The sequence below is a fragment of the Bdellovibrio sp. 22V genome (assembly GCF_030169785.1).
Lineage (GTDB): Bacteria > Bdellovibrionota > Bdellovibrionia > Bdellovibrionales > Bdellovibrionaceae > Bdellovibrio.
The window spans coordinates 658,425-678,374 of sequence record NZ_CP125854.1; the positions used below are offsets into that span (position 1 = coordinate 658,425).

The 19,950-nt window shown below is 47.0% G+C and carries 13 protein-coding genes; 9 read left to right on the forward strand and 4 right to left on the reverse strand.

Annotated features, from left to right (window positions below; translation table 11 throughout):
• The first annotated feature begins 5 nt into the window (after positions 1–5).
• From QJS83_RS03195 to QJS83_RS03220, 6 genes are read left to right on the forward strand one after another with little or no spacing between them, the layout of a single operon-like run.
• On the forward strand, positions 6–1,091 hold the full coding sequence (locus QJS83_RS03195) for a PorV/PorQ family protein (protein ID WP_284607655.1): 1,086 nt from the start codon (positions 6–8) through the stop codon (positions 1,089–1,091).
• A gap of 9 nt (positions 1,092–1,100) precedes the next feature.
• The gene (locus tag QJS83_RS03200) at positions 1,101–2,162 is read left to right on the forward strand and encodes an outer membrane protein assembly factor BamD (RefSeq protein WP_284607656.1); all 1,062 of its coding nucleotides are present in this window, start codon (positions 1,101–1,103) and stop codon (positions 2,160–2,162) included.
• A complete protein-coding gene (locus tag QJS83_RS03205; protein ID WP_284607657.1) occupies positions 2,159–3,277 on the forward strand; it encodes a hypothetical protein in 1,119 nt (372 codons plus the stop codon). The genes QJS83_RS03200 and QJS83_RS03205 overlap by 4 nt, the downstream gene beginning before the upstream one ends.
• 6 nt (positions 3,278–3,283) lie before the next feature.
• On the forward strand, positions 3,284–6,007 hold the full coding sequence (locus QJS83_RS03210; RefSeq protein ID WP_284607658.1) for a PD-(D/E)XK nuclease family protein: 2,724 nt from the start codon (positions 3,284–3,286) through the stop codon (positions 6,005–6,007).
• A complete protein-coding gene (locus QJS83_RS03215; RefSeq protein ID WP_284607659.1) occupies positions 5,983–9,063 on the forward strand; it encodes a UvrD-helicase domain-containing protein in 3,081 nt (1,026 codons plus the stop codon). The genes QJS83_RS03210 and QJS83_RS03215 overlap by 25 nt, the downstream gene beginning before the upstream one ends.
• A gap of 54 nt (positions 9,064–9,117) precedes the next feature.
• Positions 9,118–9,906 carry a PilZ domain-containing protein gene (locus QJS83_RS03220; RefSeq protein ID WP_284607660.1) on the forward strand — a complete coding sequence of 263 codons (789 nt, stop codon included), beginning with the start codon at positions 9,118–9,120 and terminating at the stop codon, positions 9,904–9,906.
• Positions 9,907–9,998: 92 nt separating this feature from the next.
• Here QJS83_RS03220 and QJS83_RS03225 read toward each other — a convergent pair whose 3' ends face one another.
• The 4 genes from QJS83_RS03225 to QJS83_RS03240 form a co-directional block, all read right to left on the reverse strand.
• Complete coding sequence (locus QJS83_RS03225; RefSeq protein ID WP_284607661.1) at positions 9,999–10,496, reverse strand: hypothetical protein; 498 nt, start codon at positions 10,494–10,496, stop codon at positions 9,999–10,001.
• A 93-nt stretch (positions 10,497–10,589) separates the two neighbouring features.
• Positions 10,590–15,497, reverse strand: a complete 4,908-nt coding sequence (locus tag QJS83_RS03230; protein WP_284607662.1) for a zinc metalloprotease — start codon at positions 15,495–15,497, stop codon at positions 10,590–10,592.
• A 241-nt stretch (positions 15,498–15,738) separates the two neighbouring features.
• Entirely contained in the window at positions 15,739–16,530 is a 792-nt protein-coding gene (locus QJS83_RS03235) for a hypothetical protein (RefSeq protein WP_284607663.1), read from the reverse strand.
• Positions 16,531–16,538: 8 nt separating this feature from the next.
• The gene (locus tag QJS83_RS03240) at positions 16,539–17,387 is read right to left on the reverse strand and encodes a hypothetical protein (RefSeq protein ID WP_284607664.1); all 849 of its coding nucleotides are present in this window, start codon (positions 17,385–17,387) and stop codon (positions 16,539–16,541) included.
• Between the two features lie 223 nt (positions 17,388–17,610).
• Between QJS83_RS03240 and QJS83_RS03245 the strand changes: the two genes are divergently transcribed.
• The 3 genes from QJS83_RS03245 to QJS83_RS03255 are packed head-to-tail and all read left to right on the forward strand — an operon-like array spanning position 17,611 to position 19,933.
• Positions 17,611–18,339 carry a DUF5602 domain-containing protein gene (locus QJS83_RS03245; RefSeq protein ID WP_284607665.1) on the forward strand — a complete coding sequence of 243 codons (729 nt, stop codon included), beginning with the start codon at positions 17,611–17,613 and terminating at the stop codon, positions 18,337–18,339.
• Positions 18,340–18,399: 60 nt separating this feature from the next.
• Positions 18,400–19,152 carry a ribonuclease HI gene (gene rnhA / locus QJS83_RS03250; RefSeq protein WP_284607666.1) on the forward strand — a complete coding sequence of 251 codons (753 nt, stop codon included), beginning with the start codon at positions 18,400–18,402 and terminating at the stop codon, positions 19,150–19,152.
• 4 nt (positions 19,153–19,156) lie between these two features.
• Entirely contained in the window at positions 19,157–19,933 is a 777-nt protein-coding gene (locus QJS83_RS03255) for an SDR family NAD(P)-dependent oxidoreductase (RefSeq protein ID WP_284607667.1), read from the forward strand.
• Positions 19,934–19,950 lie beyond the last annotated feature (17 nt).

A 19,950-nucleotide genomic window follows, 5' to 3' on the forward strand; every position in this document is an offset into this window, starting at 1 on the left:
TATCTATGAAAAGGATTTTGTGGATCGCGCTCATTCAAGCTTTTGTTCTTTTTGCGTTCACAGCAAAGGTGAATGCACGTGAGCGTCATAACTTTTATAGTGGAGTCCGCTGTTTAGGAATGGGCGGAGCATGTATTGCCGTCACGAATGATGAGACAGCGCTGTTAGTGAATCCCGCAGGGCTGGGAAAATTGCGCGATTTTTACGGCACCATTATCGATCCCGAGCTGGAGTTCGGCTCTGAAACCTACAGTTTTTATTCGGAGTCTTCGTTTTCAAATCCATTTGCTCTTGAAGATATTAAAGCGGCTTTGGATGCAAAACGCGGTGACTACTACCACGCTAAAATGCAGGTGTTTCCTTCTTTTGTCGGCAGAAATTTCGGCGTCGGACTCTACGGGAATTATCTTTTGGATGCGCAAATGTCAGATGATGGTTCTACGATCGATACTTTTTATCGCAACGACATTGCGTTCGTTTTAGGTTTCAACTTTCGTTTCTTTGACGGCCGTATCAAGCTTGGTTTCAATACAAAATTGATCAGTCGCGTGGAAGTAGACAATCCAACTCTCAGTTCCGCAGGTTCCTTGAGCTACGATAATATCGCGAGCGAGGGTGTGGGTTTGTCTACGGATGTAGGACTGATTCTCGCGGCACCGTGGAAATACATTCCAACAATCACAGCTGTTGTTCGCGACGTTGGCGGCACGAGTTTCGATAAAGCGAGTGGTGTCCGATTAGACACAGCCGCTCGTCCCAATATGGTAAAGCAAGATCTAGATGTCGCAGCGGCAATCTTTCCGATTCATTCTAATTACGTTCGCTCTGCATGGACTGTAGAGTACCGTGGCTTATTAACATCAAGTGACGAAGAAGACAAAGCGAAGTTGATACACGGCGGTCTCGAATTGAACTTCGGAGATGTGTTCTTTGCTCGTGCCGGTTATAATCAAAGGTATTGGACAGCAGGATTGGAACTCGCCTCTGAGCACTTTCAATGGCAATTCGCCACATATGGCGAAGAAGTCGGCACCGCGGATTCACCTAAAGAAGACAGACGTTATAATTTAAAGTTCGCTTACCGGTTTTAAGGATGAAGCATGACGATTAGAAATGTGTTTATCATTTTCATGAGTTTACTTCTGACCACTTCCTGTGGGCAGCCGAACGTATTAACGGAATACTCCAACACCGATTCGGATGAAGCTCTTTATCTGGATGCCAAAAACAAATTGGATGATTCCGATTGGGACGGAGCGATCAATATTATCACCACTGAGTTGTCCTCTTCATATCAGGCGCGCGTGGATGTGAAAGAAACGTTGATGTATGCCTATGGCGGGAAATGCGGGATTGATTTCTTTGAACTCGTGAATCAGCTGAAAAATGTCTCTTCGTCTAAAATGTTTGAGTTTGCTCTGCAGATTTTTAACGGCAAAGTCGTTGACGTTGCTGCCTGTGATAATGCCGTGGCCGTCTTAAGAAGTATCGGAACAACCGCAGCAGCAAGAACAAACAGTCAAAACCTTTTTGCCGCGATCTTGGGACTGACTCGCATGGCGACCACGCTGCACGCAAAGTTGGATACGGAGTCCAGTGGTCTTGGTAACGGGATTGTAGATGCCGGCTGGGACTCTTGCACGAACTCTTCCGCAGCAGGACGCCTGTCTGATGCGGAAGTCGATAAGATCGTCACGGGTGTAGGATTGATTTTTGAAAATCTCGCTGTGCTTGGCGGAGAGTTGACAAGCGGTTCTGCCGGCGGAGCCTTTGATGCCGCGAAAACTCTTTGTGAAACTACGATCCCTCTTCCGGCAATCGGTGAACCTCATGATTGGGAAGCGACCATTCCTCCAGGAACAGGATGGGATGATCCAATGTTGGATCTAAAACTGCCGGCAAGTCCAACATGGGCTGACTTAGGCCTTCCTGCGGATGTTGCCGATCCGATTGACTGTTTGAATACGGATGACACTGCGGTCCCTGCAAAGATGCGAAGAATCTTTAGGAGATTGATTTCAAGTTCAACTCAAGGATTTGGTACTTGCGACGTCGCGAATGTAACTTTCAACTTTGACGAAAACGCGAACCGCGATGTTCTTCCGTATGATCCACTTATCACAGCCGCTTCAAATTGTTGTCCGGCATTGGCGACACCATGAGATTTTGGCTGCTGATCTGTTTTCTCATTACTGGTATGAACTCTCACGCGCAGTCGCTCGGGGACAGTTCACGCTCCATTCGCTCTCGTGCAATGGGGGGCGTGCTTGTGCCTTTTGCGAATGACTCTGATGCTTTGTTTGTGAATCCGGCGGCTCTGAAGCGGGCCTCATTGATCGACATCAAACTGGTCGACGTTTCAGTCGGTGCGGGAAAATACATCGTAGAAAATCTTGAAGCGTTTCAAAACATTGATCCCAACGATCCCACGACGCTGGACCCATTTTATGGAAAAAAATTATGGGCACAGGCGACAGGAAAAGTTGCTGTGTCGCTCCCGTTAGTGGCCATCGGTTACTTGAATGACTCGGAAGTTTCGGCGGAACTACACAATCCGGCGTTTCCGCAGTTTGAGACTTATTTCCGTAATGATGAAGCCATTTATTTAGGGGGCGCGGTTTCAATCGGTCCATCCAGTTATCTTGGTATGAACTTAAAACGTATAAATCGCTGGGGTGGCACGGTTCAGGAGCTGGGAGTTTCCGATATCGCCAACGCGAGCAGTCTGTCTGACGTGGGCGATCGCTTTAGCGATAAAGGACAAGGGTACGGCGTGGACCTGGCTGTCATGACGGAAATTCCTTTGCCTGTTTTGAAACCGACTTTGACTTTAGTGTGGCAAGATGTCGGCAGCACGGCTTTCAAAGTCACCTCAGGTACGGAGGCTCCACCGCACATTGAGCAAAACTTAACTTTCGGCGCGGGTGTTGGCGTGGATCTTCCCGGCTTGGACTGGGTTATCGGTATGGAGGCTCGTCATCTTTTGGAGCCGGATATCGAGTTGGGAAAGAAGCTGCACTTGGGGACAGAAATTTCTTTGCCGCTGATTGATCTTCGTGCGGGTTATAATCAAGGGTATCTCAGTTATGGTGTGGGTGTGAATTTCTTCATATTCCACATTGATGCCGTTAGTTATACGGAAGAGACAGGATTTTATCCTGGTCAAGCGGGAGATGCCCGTTACATGGCGAGTCTGAGTATTGATTTAAGCTTTGATGCTAACTTCAAATTCACCGATAATAATGGAAAGAAGAGAAGACTCAAACAACGTCGGTAATTTGAAATGTTGCAAGTGATTCCATTTGAAAACAGATCTCAAATCTCAGAGATCTTTGCGAAGTACAACCCCCGCGAGCAATCGTGGCTGGTATCGGATCTTCGTACCAAGTTTGAGCTGCAACAAAAAATTCTTGCGCGTGAAGGTCAATACATTGACGAGTCTGTTCTGCGTGCCAGTGATCTCTGGAAAATTCTTTTAAAGCGTCTAGATCCGGGTTTGCGTTTGGTGAGCGATCCTTTTGCGCGTTCTCTTTTGCGCACAATCATGGATGAGAACGCCGAAATCTTGGGTGTAAACTCCTCGGCCGAAGACACGGTCTTTTCTTATATCGATCAAATGGCCGCGATTCTTTTCCATCCTGAAGGAACAACGCGTTTGCAGGAATGGTTTGAAACTCACCCTGAGGCCGAAAATCGTTGGCGCGAATGGTATCTGCGCGCGCGTTTCTGCGCGTTGAAACTTTTGAATGAACATCGCGTGATAACATCGGATTGGATTACATCCTATCTGCAAAACTTCAATGAGCTTGAACGCGTGTGGAATATTCCGTTGATTGTGGATCTCAGTGGCGAGATCTCGCGAGTCGAGGCCGAGATTCTGCGCGTGCTTTCTCGAACCATCGACGTCGTGATCCTAGAGCCAAGTCCGGCTTGGCGCGAAGATTTCCACTTCTTGCTCAAACCTTACGAGGATTTGCGCTCACAAAGCCAGAAGGCCACTCCGTTGCCGAAAGACACACCCAAGCCGAAAGAAACGAAAGTTCTGCGTTTCTCGGGAATGCTGGCGGAGATTAAAAACAGCGTCGGTCAAGTTCGTCAGTGGTTAGAGGAAGGGAAGTCGCCAGACTCGATCGCTCTGATTGCGCCGGATATTGAAATCTACTGGCCTGTTTTGCAAGCTTTCTTGGCGGAAGAAGGCATTCCCGTTCAAAAGGATATTACGCACAAAGCGCAAAGTCTTCCGTCGGTCACGCGCTGGCTTGCTTTGTTGCGCTCCAAGAGCGGACGTCTTTCCAGTTCCGACTTGGAAATTTCCTTTTTTGAAAAGGAAGAGTCGCAGAATCTTCGGTACGAAGAATTCAAATCTTTGTTCAAAAGTCTTTACGTTAACGAAGATTTAGCCCGCAACGAAATCGTTCATAAAATTTTCCACGAGCAACTGGATCTTACGGGATTGATCACTCGTGACGAATTTGTGGCGAAAGCTCTGCTTTATTGGAATGCGAGCGAGACAGACATCGTCCAAGTCGTGCTGCGCGAACTTTTGCAAAACGCCATCAGTTCGACAAGATTGATTTGGAAAGAGTGGCTTAGTTATCTTGAAAGCATTGTTGCCGCGAAAGAATACACGCTGGCCAAAGGACAACCTGAAGGGGTTATGGTCACGAAGCTGATGTCGGGTTATAGCGAAAAAGCCCAATATCGCATTTTCCTGGGTTTGACGGACGAGTCTTTGCGCTCTCGCAATAAGACACAGTTGTCGGGACAGGATTATTTTGAACTTGCAAAAGATATTGGATTTTATCTCGATAATCCGGATCAAAGCGATTTGGATTTTGAACTGCGTCTTTTGGCAGAGGCGGAAAGCGCTCTCGACATTTATTGTTTTGGCGCCACGGACTTAAACGGCACATTGTGTTCGCCGTCGACATTCTGGATGAGTCTCAGCGGAGACCACGAAAGTTTGACGTTGCCACTAGAGACTCGCTGGGATGAATTGCAGCACTCGGATCAGCGCGGACAACGGCCCTGGATCGCCGCACGTAAAGAGAGCGTTGAAAGACGCATCGAACAGGATCTTGGCAAAAAAGAAATGGAGCCGATCGCTCCGAAAGAGCTTCCTGGAATTTCCGCATCCAGTATCGAGAGTTTCCTTGAATGTCCGTTTATCTTCGCGGCGCAAAGATACTTTAAACTGAAAGACTTGCCTGATATCGACTTGGACGTTGACCATCGCACACGCGGGCAACTGGCCCATGCTTTGTTCGACAAACTGACTATCGAGCCGATGCGCTTTGACTGGACGACTCAAGAACTTGAAAAAATTCTTGAGGATATAAAAGTCGAAAAGAAAATGATCTTCGCCGACGAACGCCTGTGGATTCCTTTAAAGAAAAAACATGTGAGTCTCGGTCTTCGTTTTCTTGATTTCGAAAAACGCTGGCGCAACGAGTTTCAGAAAACGAAAACTCTGGCGCGGGAAAAACGCTTTGAGTTTTATCTCGATCCAAAAACGGAAGAAATTCACCGCGAACCGAAAGAAAACTGTTTCCGTATCTCCGGGCAAATCGACCGTGTTGACGGCGATGGCGGCCAGCACCTTCTTGTTCTTGATTATAAGAGCTCTGCGGGAGGAATTTCAGCACACGGTTCGTGGCTGAAGAACCGCGAATTGCAGCTGCTGTTTTACATGTGGGTGATCGAAAAAGAACTTCTCCATGAAATTCGCGGTGAGGTGATCGGTCTTTTCTATTACGTCTTCAGAACTTTTGAAAGAAAAGGCTTTAAAGTTGAAGATCTGGCGGGCAGTCTTTATCCGGCGTCAAAACGCAAAGACAAAAACGCAAGCTTCGAGGCCAAAGAAAAATATTTAACGGAATTCAGTTCCATTTTGATGGGAACTTTGGATCGAATCCAAAAAGGGGAAGCCAACGCGCAACCTGCGGATTCTAAAACCTGCGCAACGTGCGAGTGGAGACGACAATGTCGAGCACCTCATCTCAATTAAAAAACACGGTTCTGCGCGCAGGGGCTGGTGCCGGTAAGACGACGACGTTGACCCAGACGTTTCTTAAGTTCGCCAGTGACTTTAAAGACAAAAACGGCAAGTTTCCTCGAATCGTCGTCACGACGTTCACGCGAAAGGCCACACAAGAACTTAAAGAGCGTCTTTTAGCCAAAGCCTTGGATGAGAAGCGCGAAGATCTATTCCATTATGTCAGCTCCAAATCGCAGGTGCAGATTTCAACGATTCATGGCGTGTTGAGTCTTTTCTTGTCGCGCTATGGTTCTTCTATCGGGTTGACTCCAGATTATAAAATCATGGCGGACTCGGAAATTCGCAAGGGCGCGCGCAAAATTATGCGCAAGTATCTTTTGGAAAATCCGCAATTGCAGGAGCTTTTAGAAGAGTACGACTTTCACACTTTGGAAAGCGCTCTGTTCAAATACTTCTCTGAAAGCGTGATTTTCCCGGAAATGACTTTTGTTTCGCAAGACGAACAGAAGAAAGAAGTTTTAAAGCTTCTGACAGACCTTTCCGGAAAAATCCGCCGCGTTTGTCTTGAGATCGCGCAAGAGACAACAAACGACAAGTGGGAAGAGTACGCGCGCAGTCTTATGGGTTTTACTTGGGTGCCAGCCGATGACAACTGGACGGCTTACTTTGAAAGACTGCTGAGTTTTTGGGAATTCACTTCGAAGCCTGTCTTCCGCAAGGCCACGCCGCCATTTTCTTTGAGTCTGCATGAAGAACTTGAAGAGCTGCGGGATCGGGTTGATAAATTGATCGACGAACCTCGCTATCGCCCGCAGTACTGGGAAAAACACCAGAAGAACTGCGAGCTTTTTGCAGAGCTGGCGAAAAACTTCTGCCACGACTTTATGAAAACGAAGCTGGAGCAGGGACTTCTTTCCATGAGCGATCTGGAAACTTTGTCTTATAAAATCATTGAAGAAGCTCCGGAAGCGGCAAAGAAATTCTCTTTGGAATGGGATTTCTGGATGGTCGACGAGTATCAGGACACGAGCCCGGTGCAAGTGACATTGCTCCGCCATTTGATCGGTGAAAAACCACAGTTCGTCGTCGGCGACCCTCAACAAAGTATTTATCTTTTCCGTGGCGCACGCTCCGAGGTTTTCCAAGAAAAAGTCCACGAAGTCCAAGCACAAGACGGCGACGTTCAGGTGAAGCTTGTTAACTATCGTTCTTCTCCTGAAGTTCTTGAATTTTTCAATCACTACTTCACGCGTCTGGGGTCGCAGTTCGCGGCGATGACGCCGGCACCAGATAAAGTTCGTAAAGGGCTTGCAGACCCGGTCGTCCAAGTTCTTCTCACAGAAACCGGCGAAGAAGAAACCTCCGCAGAAATTTTGGGTGCTGTCGCCCGGATCCAGGAACTTCTTCAGCAGGGAGTTAGTCCCGAACAAATCTGTGTGCTGGGCCGAACTCACAGAACCCTTGAAGATATCGCCAAGGTGGCACAAGAATTCGGAGTGCCGTTGCAGCTTCATAGCGGCAGTGGATTTTATGAGCGTCGCGAAGTTTTAGACGCTTTGGCGTTATTGAAGTTTTTAGTGAATCCCCATGACAATGCGAACTTTGTGGCGCTTCTAAGATCTCCGTGGCTGGCGCTCTCAGACAGTGAGATCGCGACCTATTGTCACTCGTATCGTCATTCATTCTGGCGGGAGGCTTCAAAAGTCCTCGACAGCAAAGAAGAGAATCATCCTTTGCGTCTGTTGAAAAATCTTTCCGTCATGAGCGAAAAAGAAGGCCTGTCTTGGACGCTTAAAAAAGCTCTTATAGAATTGGGACTTTTCGATTACTCCGCAAAGATTGATCCAACGGGACGTCGCGAAGCGAACTTGTGGAAAGTGGTTTCACTTCTGAGTCAGGAAGAACGTCGTCCTGGATTTAATTTCCTCGATTTCTTGGATTCAAGCCTTGAAACTTTATCGGCGGATGAAGGCGGTGAGGATGCGGATGCGACACCGGTTATTGAGCCGAAGCGAGTGAACTTTATGACGGTGCATGCCTCGAAAGGTTTGCAGTTTGAACATGTGATTTTGCCTGGTATGGGGCAAGACCCGCGCGCGAGCCACGCCCCTGTTTTAAGTATTCGTGAAACAGACGGCCTGTGGTCTTTAAAAGTGCGCGATGAAGAATCGCAGGCTATGGCGGGGAGTATTCTTGCCGAACAAGTGACCGACGAACTTCGCAAAAGGGAAAGCGAAGAGTTCAATCGTGTTCTTTACGTGGCTCTTACGCGCGCAAAGTCGGGTGTGACGTTGCTATGGGACCGTAAGATGGGGAAAAAATCCTGGGCCGCGCAATGTCCGCTAAACCTGGAAGAAGGCTTGCACGAGGAAAAAGATTTCTCTTACGTCGTGCGGGTTGAAAATGCGCAACCGCATAAAATGTCCGAGCAGGATTTGGCTAAGAAAGACTTACGATCTTTATGGCAGACTCAAGCCAGCGAAACTCGCCGTAAGTATATTTCCGTGACAGAGCTTGTGGCACCGGAAGCATTAACGGCTGAAACTTATGAACCGAAGGCGTCGCAGTTAGGAAAGGGTTTAGCCCGGGCTCAACAAGGAACGAATGCCCATCGTCTTTTTGAAGCTTTGAAATACACGCCTTACGAAGAACTTTTGGCGATCTCGGAAGAAGACTTGAAGAAGCCCCTGGAGTTCTTGGCGAAGACGCAAGATATTCCTCTTTTAGAGATTATCGAAAAAGGTCATGTCGAGTGGGGTTTTGCCTTAAGCTATAAAAACTCTTTGATGCAAGGGCAGATCGACTTGTGGGGTATTGTCGATGGGACTTTGTGGATGGTCGACTATAAAACGGGATCCCAGCGCTATTCCGAGACCGCGTTTAGGCAGTTGGAAGCCTATGCTTGGGCTCTTTACCGTATGAAGTATCTGGCAAACGTACAGAATATTAAACTTGCTGTCGTTTATCCGATGGACGAAAAGGTAAAGATCGAAAATGTACGCAGCCTGGAAGAGATGGATGCGCGAATGGAAAAACGGATTCAAGAGTACATCGCTTCAGAATAGTCCTGAACTTTGTTTTCCCTTGTCTAGGTCCAGAGGCTTCCATATCATTTTCTTATGAAAAGAAAACCTTGGTCTCTCGTCATACTTGCTCTTCTTCATATCATCGCCCCTTTTGGAAACATGCTACTCAATGCCTTACGTGCCGGAAGAACTCTTCCCCAGCAATGGCATTACTGGTTTGATGTTTTGCCAAAATATCTTTTATTCATTTACATCGCGGTTCCGATCATGGCGGGGATTTTCATCTTCGTATGTCGCCGCTGGAGTTACTGGGCCTATCTCGGTTGCTTGGCTGTGATTTTCCTTTCGAATCTCTACAGCTTCTGGACGAGCATGAACGTGAATACGCTTTTGCTTCTTGTCCTTGTTGTCGTCGTCGATCTTTTGGTGGTGGCTTACTTTGTTGTGCCTTCCGTACAAAAGGTTTACTTTGATCCGCGCATGCGTTGGTGGGAAGCGGCTCCTCGTTACAACTTCAATCATGAAGGTCTGATCAACGGCACGAAAGCCTTTATTAAAAACTTGTCTCCCGGTGGAATGCTTTACACAACAGGTCCTTCTTTAAAAGAAGGTGACAAGGTGGAAGCGACTTTCCAATTCGAGGGTAAGGATTATAAAGTTTCAGGACAGGTGGTTTATAAAAACCCGAATGCTCCAGGATACGGCGTGAAATTTGAGCACACGTCTGAAACGCAAAAACAAATGAAACAAGTGACGGACCGCTTGCACGAACAAAAATTGATTGTGGTCGAGCGTTTGCCGGGCCCTGAAGACAGCTTCGGTGTTTGGTTAAAAAAACTCGTTACCCGCGGTGAAGGACTTTTCCCTAAAGCTCGCTCGTAATCAGAAAAAGGTATCAGGTGCCTTTTTCCCAAAATAAAAAAGGAATCCAGAGATGGATTCCTTTTTTTATTGGGAGAGAGTGAAGCAAGAAACTAATTGATTTTGCGATACTCGCAAAGAGCTTTGCCTTTTTTGCCCAAGCCAGCCACAGGACCTTCAAAAGTTTTTCTGACCGCGTAAGCTGTTTTACCGTCAGCGGAAAGTTTTAAAGCGAGGCTGTCGGATTCACGCATTGCCGGGATGCCCAGGATGTTGGAACGACCCGTGAAATCGAAAGTCAAAGTGCCGGATTTATCGAGAGTGACGGTGTCTTTACCTTTCGTCGACGTCATCGCTTCGCCGTGGGATGCAGAAACCTCGCGAGCTTCACCGTTTACTTCCGCACTGATAAGGGCTGAATAACTGATATCGCTGCGATAGAGACTCAAAAGGCCGTCATCTTCACGAATCATAATGCCTTGATAGCAAAAGGTTTCGCCGTCTACTTGGCTTTTTTGTAACTGATAGTCGCCAATAAACTTTTGCACCGTGGATGCGGATGATACAGACGTTCCGAGCATCAGCATTCCGAACAAAATCGTCTTTTTCATTGAAGGACTCCATTTTAAGGATGGTTGTTTTTAAACGTAAAAAAGCGCAGGTTCGTAGAGAGAGAACGAACCTGCGCCGGAGAGACCTATTTATTATCTGTTGTACTCAGGATTTGTCATAAGAGTCAGCATGTTCAAGAACTCAAGGTTCTTCATGATGATTCCGTATGAAATCTCTGTTTGTGTACCGTCAACAAGTTGACCAACAACGTCGCCCATTTGCGCAAGGGCTTCCATACCTTTTTGTTGGCCCAATGCCTGACCGATCTTTGTTAAGCCCGCTTTCAGTGCCAAGTGGTCAATCGCTACAAGTGGAAGAGCTTCCGCCAACATATTTGCTTGTTCAGCAAGTTGTTGCGCCACTTCTTGAGCGCCTTGTTGCTCAGTTAACAAAGCAATAGTCACCTGAATCACCGAGTCGTTGAACATAATCATGTTTTCAACTTGGCCTTCAATACCGAACTGAGGATTCGCCTTCACGAAGTCAGGAGAAACAACTTGGCCATTTTTATTCAACTCGTTCAACTTAGCGATAAGCTCGGTTTTAGCTTTTGTAACTTCCTCCGCATTCTTACCTTGTGACATCAAGTTTTGGAACTGAGCCATGATCATTTTTTCCATCAATGGCTGGATCACTTCCGTATTCTGCAAGAAGAAGTTCTTTTCAGAAGCCACTTGCATGATTGTGTTCGTTGCAATCGCATTATCCAATGCCCAGAAGCTCAAGCGCGTCTTAGACTTTTCGGATACACCCAATTGGCTTAACACGATACGGTCTGTTGGAGCTTTACCTACGCTGCTTCCTACTTTGAAGAAGTTCGCGAAGTTGTCCTTGTCTCTTAAAGTGGAAGCTTCAAGATTCAAGATACCGTAAATACCTGCGTAAGCTCTCATTGCAGACGTTACAGTCGCTTTCTCGCCACGAACCGGAGACAATGTCGCGTGAGCGTTCGTGAATGTCGGTTGCAACTGATCCAACATCATTCCAGTCAATGTGTTCACGAAGAAGCTTTCCTCACCAGACATACCCAAGATGTACTTTTCGAAGTCTAGGAAAGAGAACTCGATGTTCGCAGACCAGTACTTGTACTCTGGGAAACCTTTCATAGTCAGGAAGTTCATCGCCATGATCTTATCGTACTCGATACCGATAGTGTCGAGACGGTCTTCACGGATCGCGAGGTCAGAAACCGCGCGTTTTTCTACGATTTCAACATCCGTGATAACTTTACCTGTCTCTTCGCCTTTCTCGTTTCTTTCTTTGTATTGGTATGGAACCGCTACGAAACGATCTGCGCTTTGGAAGTAAGAGTTCGCATCTGGTGTTTTGATCACTTGGTTATAGAAAATGTACGCTTTCAAAGCCGCTTGTACATAGTCTTGAACCTGATCTTGATTTGTTCTCAACACCAACATGTAGAACAACTCATCCATGAACTGGCGCATTTGGAACATAGTTCCGATGGAGCTGCCAATCACGTAACCAGCTGTACCAATACCGAAGTTGTTACGGCCCCAAGAGTGGTAGTTCGTAACGTAAGCGTCTTCGTAATCCGCGATGATGTTTTCAACGATCTCTTGCGCCGAAGTACCGAAGTCGAAGCGTTGGCACGTAGGTTCGTAACCAACGTGGATGTCCGTGCAGTACTTGTATGGCTTCAAGATGCCTTGGATCTTCGCTTTGCTGAAGTCATTCCAGCCGTTTTTCGCGAAGTTCGCTTGGATCGTCGCTACCGAGATAAACTTATCGTTAGTAAGAACTTTTGCCGCGATACCTTTGTCTTCAAGAGTTTTCTTGAACTCCGGAGTTACTTCCAAAAGACCAAGGTGAGAAGCTCTCAATGCATGCACATCGTAAGAACCGATACCGTCCCAACGGAACTTGCCTGGCTCGATGTAATCCATGATGGAAGAGTAATTACGCTTAGAAGCCGAACCGTCTTCATTCACGAAGTTTGCTTTATCGAATGAACCGATGAAGTTATGAGTCAAACCTTGAGAGTGACCCATTTCATGGCCTAGGTCGAAGAACAACTCTTCACGAAGAGCTTCTTTGAATGTCTTTTGTGCGAAATCGCGTCCGACAGACTCACGCTCAGAGAGCAAGCAGCCCGGCGCATTCTTGAATTGCGCGTTCATTTTGTTACGGATTTCACCGCGACGAACGGATCTTTCAAGCTGAGCTCTTTGCATTGAAGAAACCTTCATGCCTTTGGAAGCCAAGAATTCTTTCGCTACAAGACCTTCCAACTCAATTGGATCCATAGAGCGGTTTTCAGAAAGCTTGCGCATAACGCGATCCAACCAAGCGCTTTCCATTTGTGGAGCGGAGTACTTAAACTTACCTGAGCCACCCAACGCTTTTTGTTGTTTCGCTGCGTTTTGTACGTCGCGAGCAGACAATCCTAGGCTCTTCGCTTTAAGGAATGCTGAAGCGTCCGCTTTTTTACCTTGAGCCATTTTCACAAGTTGTTTTGTGAACTGAGTCGCCGCTTCCGCTTTTTCAGCAGCAGTGCCGCCGGCTTTAGGAGCGTCTTTTTGCGCTTGGGCTTCTTTCGCCGCTTTTTCTTGCTTAGAAAGTTCTTCCAAAGCTTGTTCTTTGAACTTCTTCTTCATATCCGCCCAGTTGTGAGCGATCTTAAGATTTCTTTGTGAAGAAGCTACGAACTTTTGCAAGTTACCTGCGTAAACAATCAAAGAGTCCGCGACAACGATACCAGAGCGTGGGTTGAAACCAACTTGTGATACACCCAAGATACCATGGTTGTCGTTGAACTTGTTTTCGAAGTGAACGATGTTTTTATCCAGATCACCGACGTGCGCTTCGATACCGTTTTCACCAGCGAACTGGATCTCGACGTAACGGCCTGCGCGCTCAAGTTTCGAACCTTTGAAGGCTTGTCTGTATGCCAAGTCCCATGAGTTAACTACGTCGCGAGCTGTGTCTTTGTAAAGTTGACGGATTTCTTCGTCAAGTTGTACGGAAGGCTCAAGACCTGTCACTGTGTAAACAAGAGTTTTACCGTTGCGGAAGTCATGGACAACTGGGTAGTTGATCTCTTGACCTTCACGACCGTAAAGACCTTCTTTGGTCGGATTCAATTGACCGATAGTCCATACACCGTAGCCCATTTCGTTTTGTGCACGGAACGGAACTTTTGCTACGAAAGACTTGTCAGTCGCGCCGTCATTCAATTTGAAAGAAACGCGTTCTTTAATACGAGCTGTCGTTTGGTAGTTTGCAGTACCGTTGTAATCGTTTACGACTGAATAGTCAGTGATACACCATACTGAAAGACCTGCAGAGTAGTTGAACGTGAAGTTCAATACACCTTGATCCAATTTCATATCAACATCAGAAACTTCTGTGTTAGCGATAGACTTAAAGCATTGATCCTGAAGAGACTCATAAGGAGAGTAATCAGAAGACAATGTGTTTCTTGTCCAATCAAGCTCGATGTACTCAGCGTCCTGGCGAGATGCAGAGACAAGGCGAGACATCGCATAGTCAGCACCTGCAGCGTCTTTTGTTTCGTGCTTCAAGTACTTCACTGGAATAGACATCAATTCTTCAAAGTCTGTGTCGTTAGAACCGGATTTGAAGTCGATCAATTTGTCAGCTTTACGAACAACCAGGCGGTTTTCCTGCATTTCGAATTTAACGATCGTCAAGTTGCCGGCCATACCTGGAGGGAAGATCGTCGTTACAGGAGCGTCTTCAAGAGTACGTTTAAAGAAGAACTCTTTACCTTTGATGTCAGAAACACGGATCGTCGTGCGAGGATCCATTTCGTTGTTGTTTTCAACTTTTCTTGGTTGAACGTTTTGAGCGATTTGTACAAGACCTACAGCTTCGCCCGCGCGAACCGACTTGAATTGGATTGTCGCGTCTTGGTTTCCGTCGTGGTCAACAACTGGAAGTTCAGGACGAACGTAGTCTACCGGAACATCGTAACGAAGGATCATCACGCAATCTTTTTGCGCGTCAGCAGGCAATGCTTTAACGATATCCGCAGAACATTGACGAACGTTGGATTTATTAGAACCCAATTTCAACTGTTGCAATTGAGAGTCAGAAAGATCCAGTTTACCCAATTGACCGATTTCAAAGACATGAAGAGCGTCGACATCAAGAAGAGTCAATACGCGAGTGCCGTCTTTGACGTTCACTGGAATTTGGTATTCATTTTTCAAAGTCTCTGCCGTCATGATCTTATTGTTGATACGATCCATAACGAATGTGCGGTCCAAATCACCGCGAGACGAAGGATCAATACCTACCGGCATACGATCGGAAGGGTTGATAGACATTTGGATGTGAGTCGCCTCAGACCAGTCTGTCGTCTTCATTCGCAAAGTCGAAGTCTCTTCGTTCAAAGCATTTTTCATTCTTTGTAGGACGCCGTATCCAGCTACTTTGAATTTGAAAAGAGGAACAAGAACTGTGGCATTTCTTTTGGTTAAAGCCGCTGCTTTTTGTGAACGAGCTTCTTTAAGCTTTGCCAACAAAGATTTTACTTTTGTATTGTCCTTAGTTCTTTGAATTTGTTTTTGCAAAAGAACTTCGTCTTTCACTTGAGCCAATTGTTTCTCAAGGATCGACATTTCAGAAGTGTCAGAGACAATTTTATAAGCCGTTACGAATTGCTTATCAACAGAGAGAGTGATCGGGTAGGAGCGACCCGCCTGTCCTGTCATTTCAAGACCTTTAAACATGAACTTCAAACGCTCAGGAACCTGAACGTCCGTCACGGCAACGATGCCTTTTTCCGCTGTCGCTTTTGAAGAGTCACCGAGGCTGAGGCTTGTAAGGCGCTCGTCCGTATTAACCTTCATTTGCGAGTTTTCAGTCTCAAGATTACCGAAGTCGGAAATCGCAAAAACAGTTTCCTGCGCTTCTTCCGGCAAAGAGGCATCTCTCTTTTTCGCACAACCCGTTACAAACAGGGCTAAGGCAACCAATGCTGTCAGGGCCTTTGCGTATTGAGACTTCTGAGTCATAGTTCTCTCCATTCCTAAATTGTCACCACCTCTAATCCCCATATCGAATATACGGGGGCTAGAAATAGGACACTCTCCTTAAGGGATATAAATGCACTGAAGGTGCCAGAGGCGATTTGACCGTATCTTGAATACATTTCATTTCAGCGAAGAAAGGCGTCTAGAGTTTGATCAGAGGACAAATCAGGGAAATTCCCGGAACGAGACAGGAATACCGAAGGGGGCGAGGGTGGTTAAGTAGTTAGAATGCGAAAACTTTTTCGCAGGAGCGCATCTCAAGATGAGAGCGGCCTTTGCGCAGGAAAACGGTGTCTTCCGCATGCATTTTCCAGGTGTTTTCTGTCGCTGTGGCGAAGTCTGTTCCGCTCTGACGGGATTCTTGAATCGAAGACTCAAGCATCGCCAGCCACAGAAGCGCTTTGTTTCTTTCCATCTCCCAGCTGTGGACGTCAGAAGGATAATAAAGCTCTGTCGCAGCTCGCGCATTGAAACGTTTTTGAAAGTTAAAATGGCCCAATGAGGAAACGGCCTTAAGAGGTTTCACCGCGAAGTTTTTCTGATCATCAATCAAGATCGTTCGCGCCGGATTCCAGTCAGGAATATGCTTTTCAACGACTTTCTTGTAGCGCTCAGAAAAGCCAAGATTCTCATTTTGAGAAACCACTGTCAGATGTTCCTTCGACAGCACCTTGTAAGCGATATCGAACAGCGTTCTGCCGTCGGAAAGACGCACGGTTTTAAGCAGCTGCTCATTGCGAGTTCTTTCGCCGCCGCTAAAAAAACTGATGCGAACTTCCGGATGATCTTTAAGAAGGATCTCGATGACTTTTCCCAAGTGATCGGTCGCGCGATAGGTTTTCCCCTCGACAGAAACGTTTTCGGAAGTCTGTTGAGCGGGATCTTTGGGGTCGATGGTGTAGAAGGTCGTCCAATCGATGTCGAAGATAATATCGATGGGGGGCAGCGGGCCTTGCGCGAAGGCCCAGGGTTGGAAGCTCAAAATGAGAATGAAAGCGACCAACCATCGGTTCATGTGCGGTCCTAGAAGACAACGGTCAAAGAGCCGTAGACGACAGAGTTGTTCTCGTCGACGATGTCCACGGCAGAGTCTTGACCGTTCGGGCGCAAAGTCGATCCGCTGTTAGAGTGGCCGGCGGCAACCGTAAATGTAGGATTGATTTCATAGCCAATTTCTTGACTGATATCGAAAGAGTCTCTCATCACGTCTTGATAAGACCACGTGTTTCTGTGCAAGAAATCCGCTGATACGTAAACACCAGAGTTAAAGCTATAACTGACGGAAAAACTTTGATTGGAAGAGTACTGCGTATTCACAGGTCCGTTCAAAGCCGTTTCATAGCGGTGAAAGCTGCGGGCCACGCTCAAGCCGCCCGTGATATCCAGTCCCGAAATGAGACGGTCGGGATTAATAATGAAAGTCACACCCGTTGAAAGCGACGTGATCAGGTTTGTGCGGATTCTAGAATCTTTGGAAACAGGCACCGTCGCTGCCACACGATAGTTCATCATCAAGCTTTTTGTTAGATCAAAAGGCGAACGCTGCAAGGTTGTTGAGATGTCAGAGAAGTCGTCGTACTCCGGGTCCTTAAGATCTTGGGAATAGCCGCCCTGAAAGCGCAGAGAATAGTTTTTACCAAGTTTCACATTGAGACGAGTTGAATAGTCCATGCCGTCGCGGCGAGTGCCGTCGTTGAAGTCATAAAGATTGGTCGAGCGGCTTGCGCTAAAGAATCCGCTCCAAATACGTCCTTCTTTTTTGGGTTGTTGAACGACGGCCGTAGAAGAGTTGACGGCGGCATTCGCAAACACCTGGCTTGCCAATAATACCGTCGTTAGAAAACCGAGAATAGGACGCATAGCTAAAGACATAGGACACTCTCCTCCAGGGTAAAGATTGCAGGGAGAGTGCCATTCCTGAAGCGGTTAGATTGCAGGCGAGAGGGGTTTGCCTGTCAAAGGATTAGTCAGGGGACAGTCTTAGGCGAGCGGCCTGTGGGAATTCAGCCAGCCTTATGATTTCATACAACGAGTTTTCGCCGATGTTGATTTTTCTGTGAAGCCTCGTGAGCATTCTGGAACACGGAGGAATCTCATGAAGATTTTAATTTTTCTAAGTGCTCTTTTTCTCTGCCTGCAAGCGCAGGCGTATTACATTTTTGGTGAGGCTGTTCACATAGGAAACGGCAAAGCAAAAGCATTTGCCGACATCGACAAATATGGTCGGGTGCAGAAGGTGGGAATGGCGATGACGGAGGGAACGATGCAAGGTCTTCCCGAACATGATCACGCTGAATACGTTCTTAGGCTTCCCAGTGTTTTAAATATCCCGCCCTATAATCACTTTGTGATCAACTGGGAGCCGCATGGTCACGAACCTGACCGCGTGTACACGTTGCCTCACTTTGACTTTCATTTTTATTTTATAACGAATGAACTTCGCCAAACAATCACGTGTATGAATGAAGACCGTGCAAACTGTCTGACTCCTATTGCTGCGAACAAAACTCCTCCGTTCTATGTGCCCACGCCAGAGGGAGTTCCTTTGATGGGCTGGCACTGGGTGGATCCGCGTTCGCCTGAATTTAACGGACAGATTTTTACGGCAACCTACATTTACGGTTTCTATAAAGGTGAGATGACTTTCGTGGAGCCGATGGTGACGCGCGAGTTCTTGTTGGCGAAAACTCACCACGAAAAAGAAGTACCACTACCCGTAGAGTTCCCGCATCCCGGTTACTATCCGCAGGCCTACGAAGTTTCGTTCGATTCCGTTCGTAATCTGCACATGATCACTTTGAAAAACTTCCTGCGTGCAGAATGAGGCCTAGGTCTAGGAAGCGACGAGCATTGACAGCTCATCTTCGTCTCGCGAGGATGGGCTGTGCAAAAACAACGAGATCACATCCTTATTTTTTCTGATGGTGCCTGCTCTGGAAATCCCGGCCCGGGCGGCTGGGGCAGCATCGTTCTTTTTCCCGAAGATCAGGTTCAAGAGCTTGGCGGCGGTGAAAGACAAACTACAAACAATCGCATGGAAATGATGGCGGTGTTGCAAGCATTGAACTTCATTGCCGGCGACAAGAGACCCGTGAAGTTCTATTCCGATTCGACTTATGTCATTCGCGGTATCACCCAGTGGATTTGGGGCTGGCGCAAAAGAAACTGGAAGACGGCGGAAGGGGACGATGTTTCCAATCGCGATATTTGGGAAGAACTTTCTGACGTTGTTCAAGCGCGAGGCGCCCAAGGCAAGATTGAGTGGCATTATGCGCGCGGGCACGTCGGAACACCAGGCAATGAAAGATGCGACCGCATCGCTGTGGCCTTTTCAAGAAACGATCACGTCGAACTTTATCGCGGCCCTTACTCTTCTTATTCCGTAAACTTGATGGAAGTCCCTGCTGACACTTCATTACCGGAAATGAAACAACCGGGAGAAAAAAAGGCCGCTGCTTTCAGTTATCTGAGCAACCTTGGCGGGCTTGTCTATCGTCACAAAGATTGGCCGTCCTGCCAGCGCCGTGTCAGCGGAAAATCCGGAGCCAAATTTAAAAAGGCGACTTCGGCCTCTGATGAAATTGAAATTTTGAAATCGTGGGGACTCAGTCCACAAACAGAAATCAAAGAAGGTTAAGAAAATGGAAATCGCAAACCGTCATGTCTTAGTAACAGGCGCAAGCCGGGGAATTGGAAAAGCCTTCGCGAAAATGTGTGCAGAGGATAAAGCTCATCTTCATGTCGTGATTCGTAAAGGTGACGGGGAGTTGCGCCAAGAGCTCGAAGCAGCCGGTGCAAAATCAGTCACGGTATGGGAAGCCGATCTGAGCGTTCGCAGTGACATTGAAAAACTTGTGAAAGACCTGCAAGAGACGCCGATTGATATTTTGTTTAACAATGCAGGCATGCTGACGGGCGGACTCATCGAAGAGCAGCCCATTGACGACATCTATAAAATGTTTCAAGTGAATCTCAATGCGCTCGTTCATCTGACGCACGCGTTTTTGCCTGGAATGATTCAAAGAAAACGCGGCAAGATTATTAATAACTCTAGCGTTTCGGCGTACATGCATTTTCCTTGTGCTTCGACTTATGCCGCTTCAAAAGCAGCCGTTGCAGCCTTTACGGATTGTATCAGATTGGAACTTAAAGACACCGGAGTATCGACTCTTCTTTTGGTGACTCCGGCGATTAAAACGCGCATGTTCGACGAAATCGAAACGCTTTATTCTAAAAACTTTCAAATTCCTACGGAATCTATTTCGCCGACTAAGTACGTGCAGATGATCCGTGAAGCGATCTTGCATGACCTCGAGACAGTGGAGCCAGCAGGCCTGACAGGCGTCGGTCTTAAAGTCGCGAAGTATGTAAAACCCTTGTTCGACATGGAAGTAGCTAGACGCTTTAAGCGTTCCTAGAAAATGTGAATCTTACT

What these genes read in the sequence shown, in the direction of transcription:
- QJS83_RS03215 (WP_284607659.1), top strand. Translation starts at nt 5,983, where the DNA reads ATGTCGAGCACCTCATCTCAATTAAAAAACACGGTTCTGCGCGCAGGG.
- QJS83_RS03205 (WP_284607657.1), top strand. Translation starts at nt 2,159, where the DNA reads ATGAGATTTTGGCTGCTGATCTGTTTTCTCATTACTGGTATGAACTCT.
- QJS83_RS03210 (WP_284607658.1), top strand. Translation starts at nt 3,284, where the DNA reads ATGTTGCAAGTGATTCCATTTGAAAACAGATCTCAAATCTCAGAGATC.
- QJS83_RS03200 (WP_284607656.1), top strand. Translation starts at nt 1,101, where the DNA reads ATGACGATTAGAAATGTGTTTATCATTTTCATGAGTTTACTTCTGACC.
- QJS83_RS03245 (WP_284607665.1), top strand. Translation starts at nt 17,611, where the DNA reads ATGAAGATTTTAATTTTTCTAAGTGCTCTTTTTCTCTGCCTGCAAGCG.
- QJS83_RS03230 (WP_284607662.1), bottom strand. Translation starts at nt 15,497, where the DNA reads ATGACTCAGAAGTCTCAATACGCAAAGGCCCTGACAGCATTGGTTGCC.
- QJS83_RS03195 (WP_284607655.1), top strand. Translation starts at nt 6, where the DNA reads ATGAAAAGGATTTTGTGGATCGCGCTCATTCAAGCTTTTGTTCTTTTT.
- QJS83_RS03235 (WP_284607663.1), bottom strand. Translation starts at nt 16,530, where the DNA reads ATGAACCGATGGTTGGTCGCTTTCATTCTCATTTTGAGCTTCCAACCC.
- QJS83_RS03240 (WP_284607664.1), bottom strand. Translation starts at nt 17,387, where the DNA reads ATGTCTTTAGCTATGCGTCCTATTCTCGGTTTTCTAACGACGGTATTA.
- QJS83_RS03255 (WP_284607667.1), top strand. Translation starts at nt 19,157, where the DNA reads ATGGAAATCGCAAACCGTCATGTCTTAGTAACAGGCGCAAGCCGGGGA.
- QJS83_RS03220 (WP_284607660.1), top strand. Translation starts at nt 9,118, where the DNA reads ATGAAAAGAAAACCTTGGTCTCTCGTCATACTTGCTCTTCTTCATATC.
- QJS83_RS03225 (WP_284607661.1), bottom strand. Translation starts at nt 10,496, where the DNA reads ATGAAAAAGACGATTTTGTTCGGAATGCTGATGCTCGGAACGTCTGTA.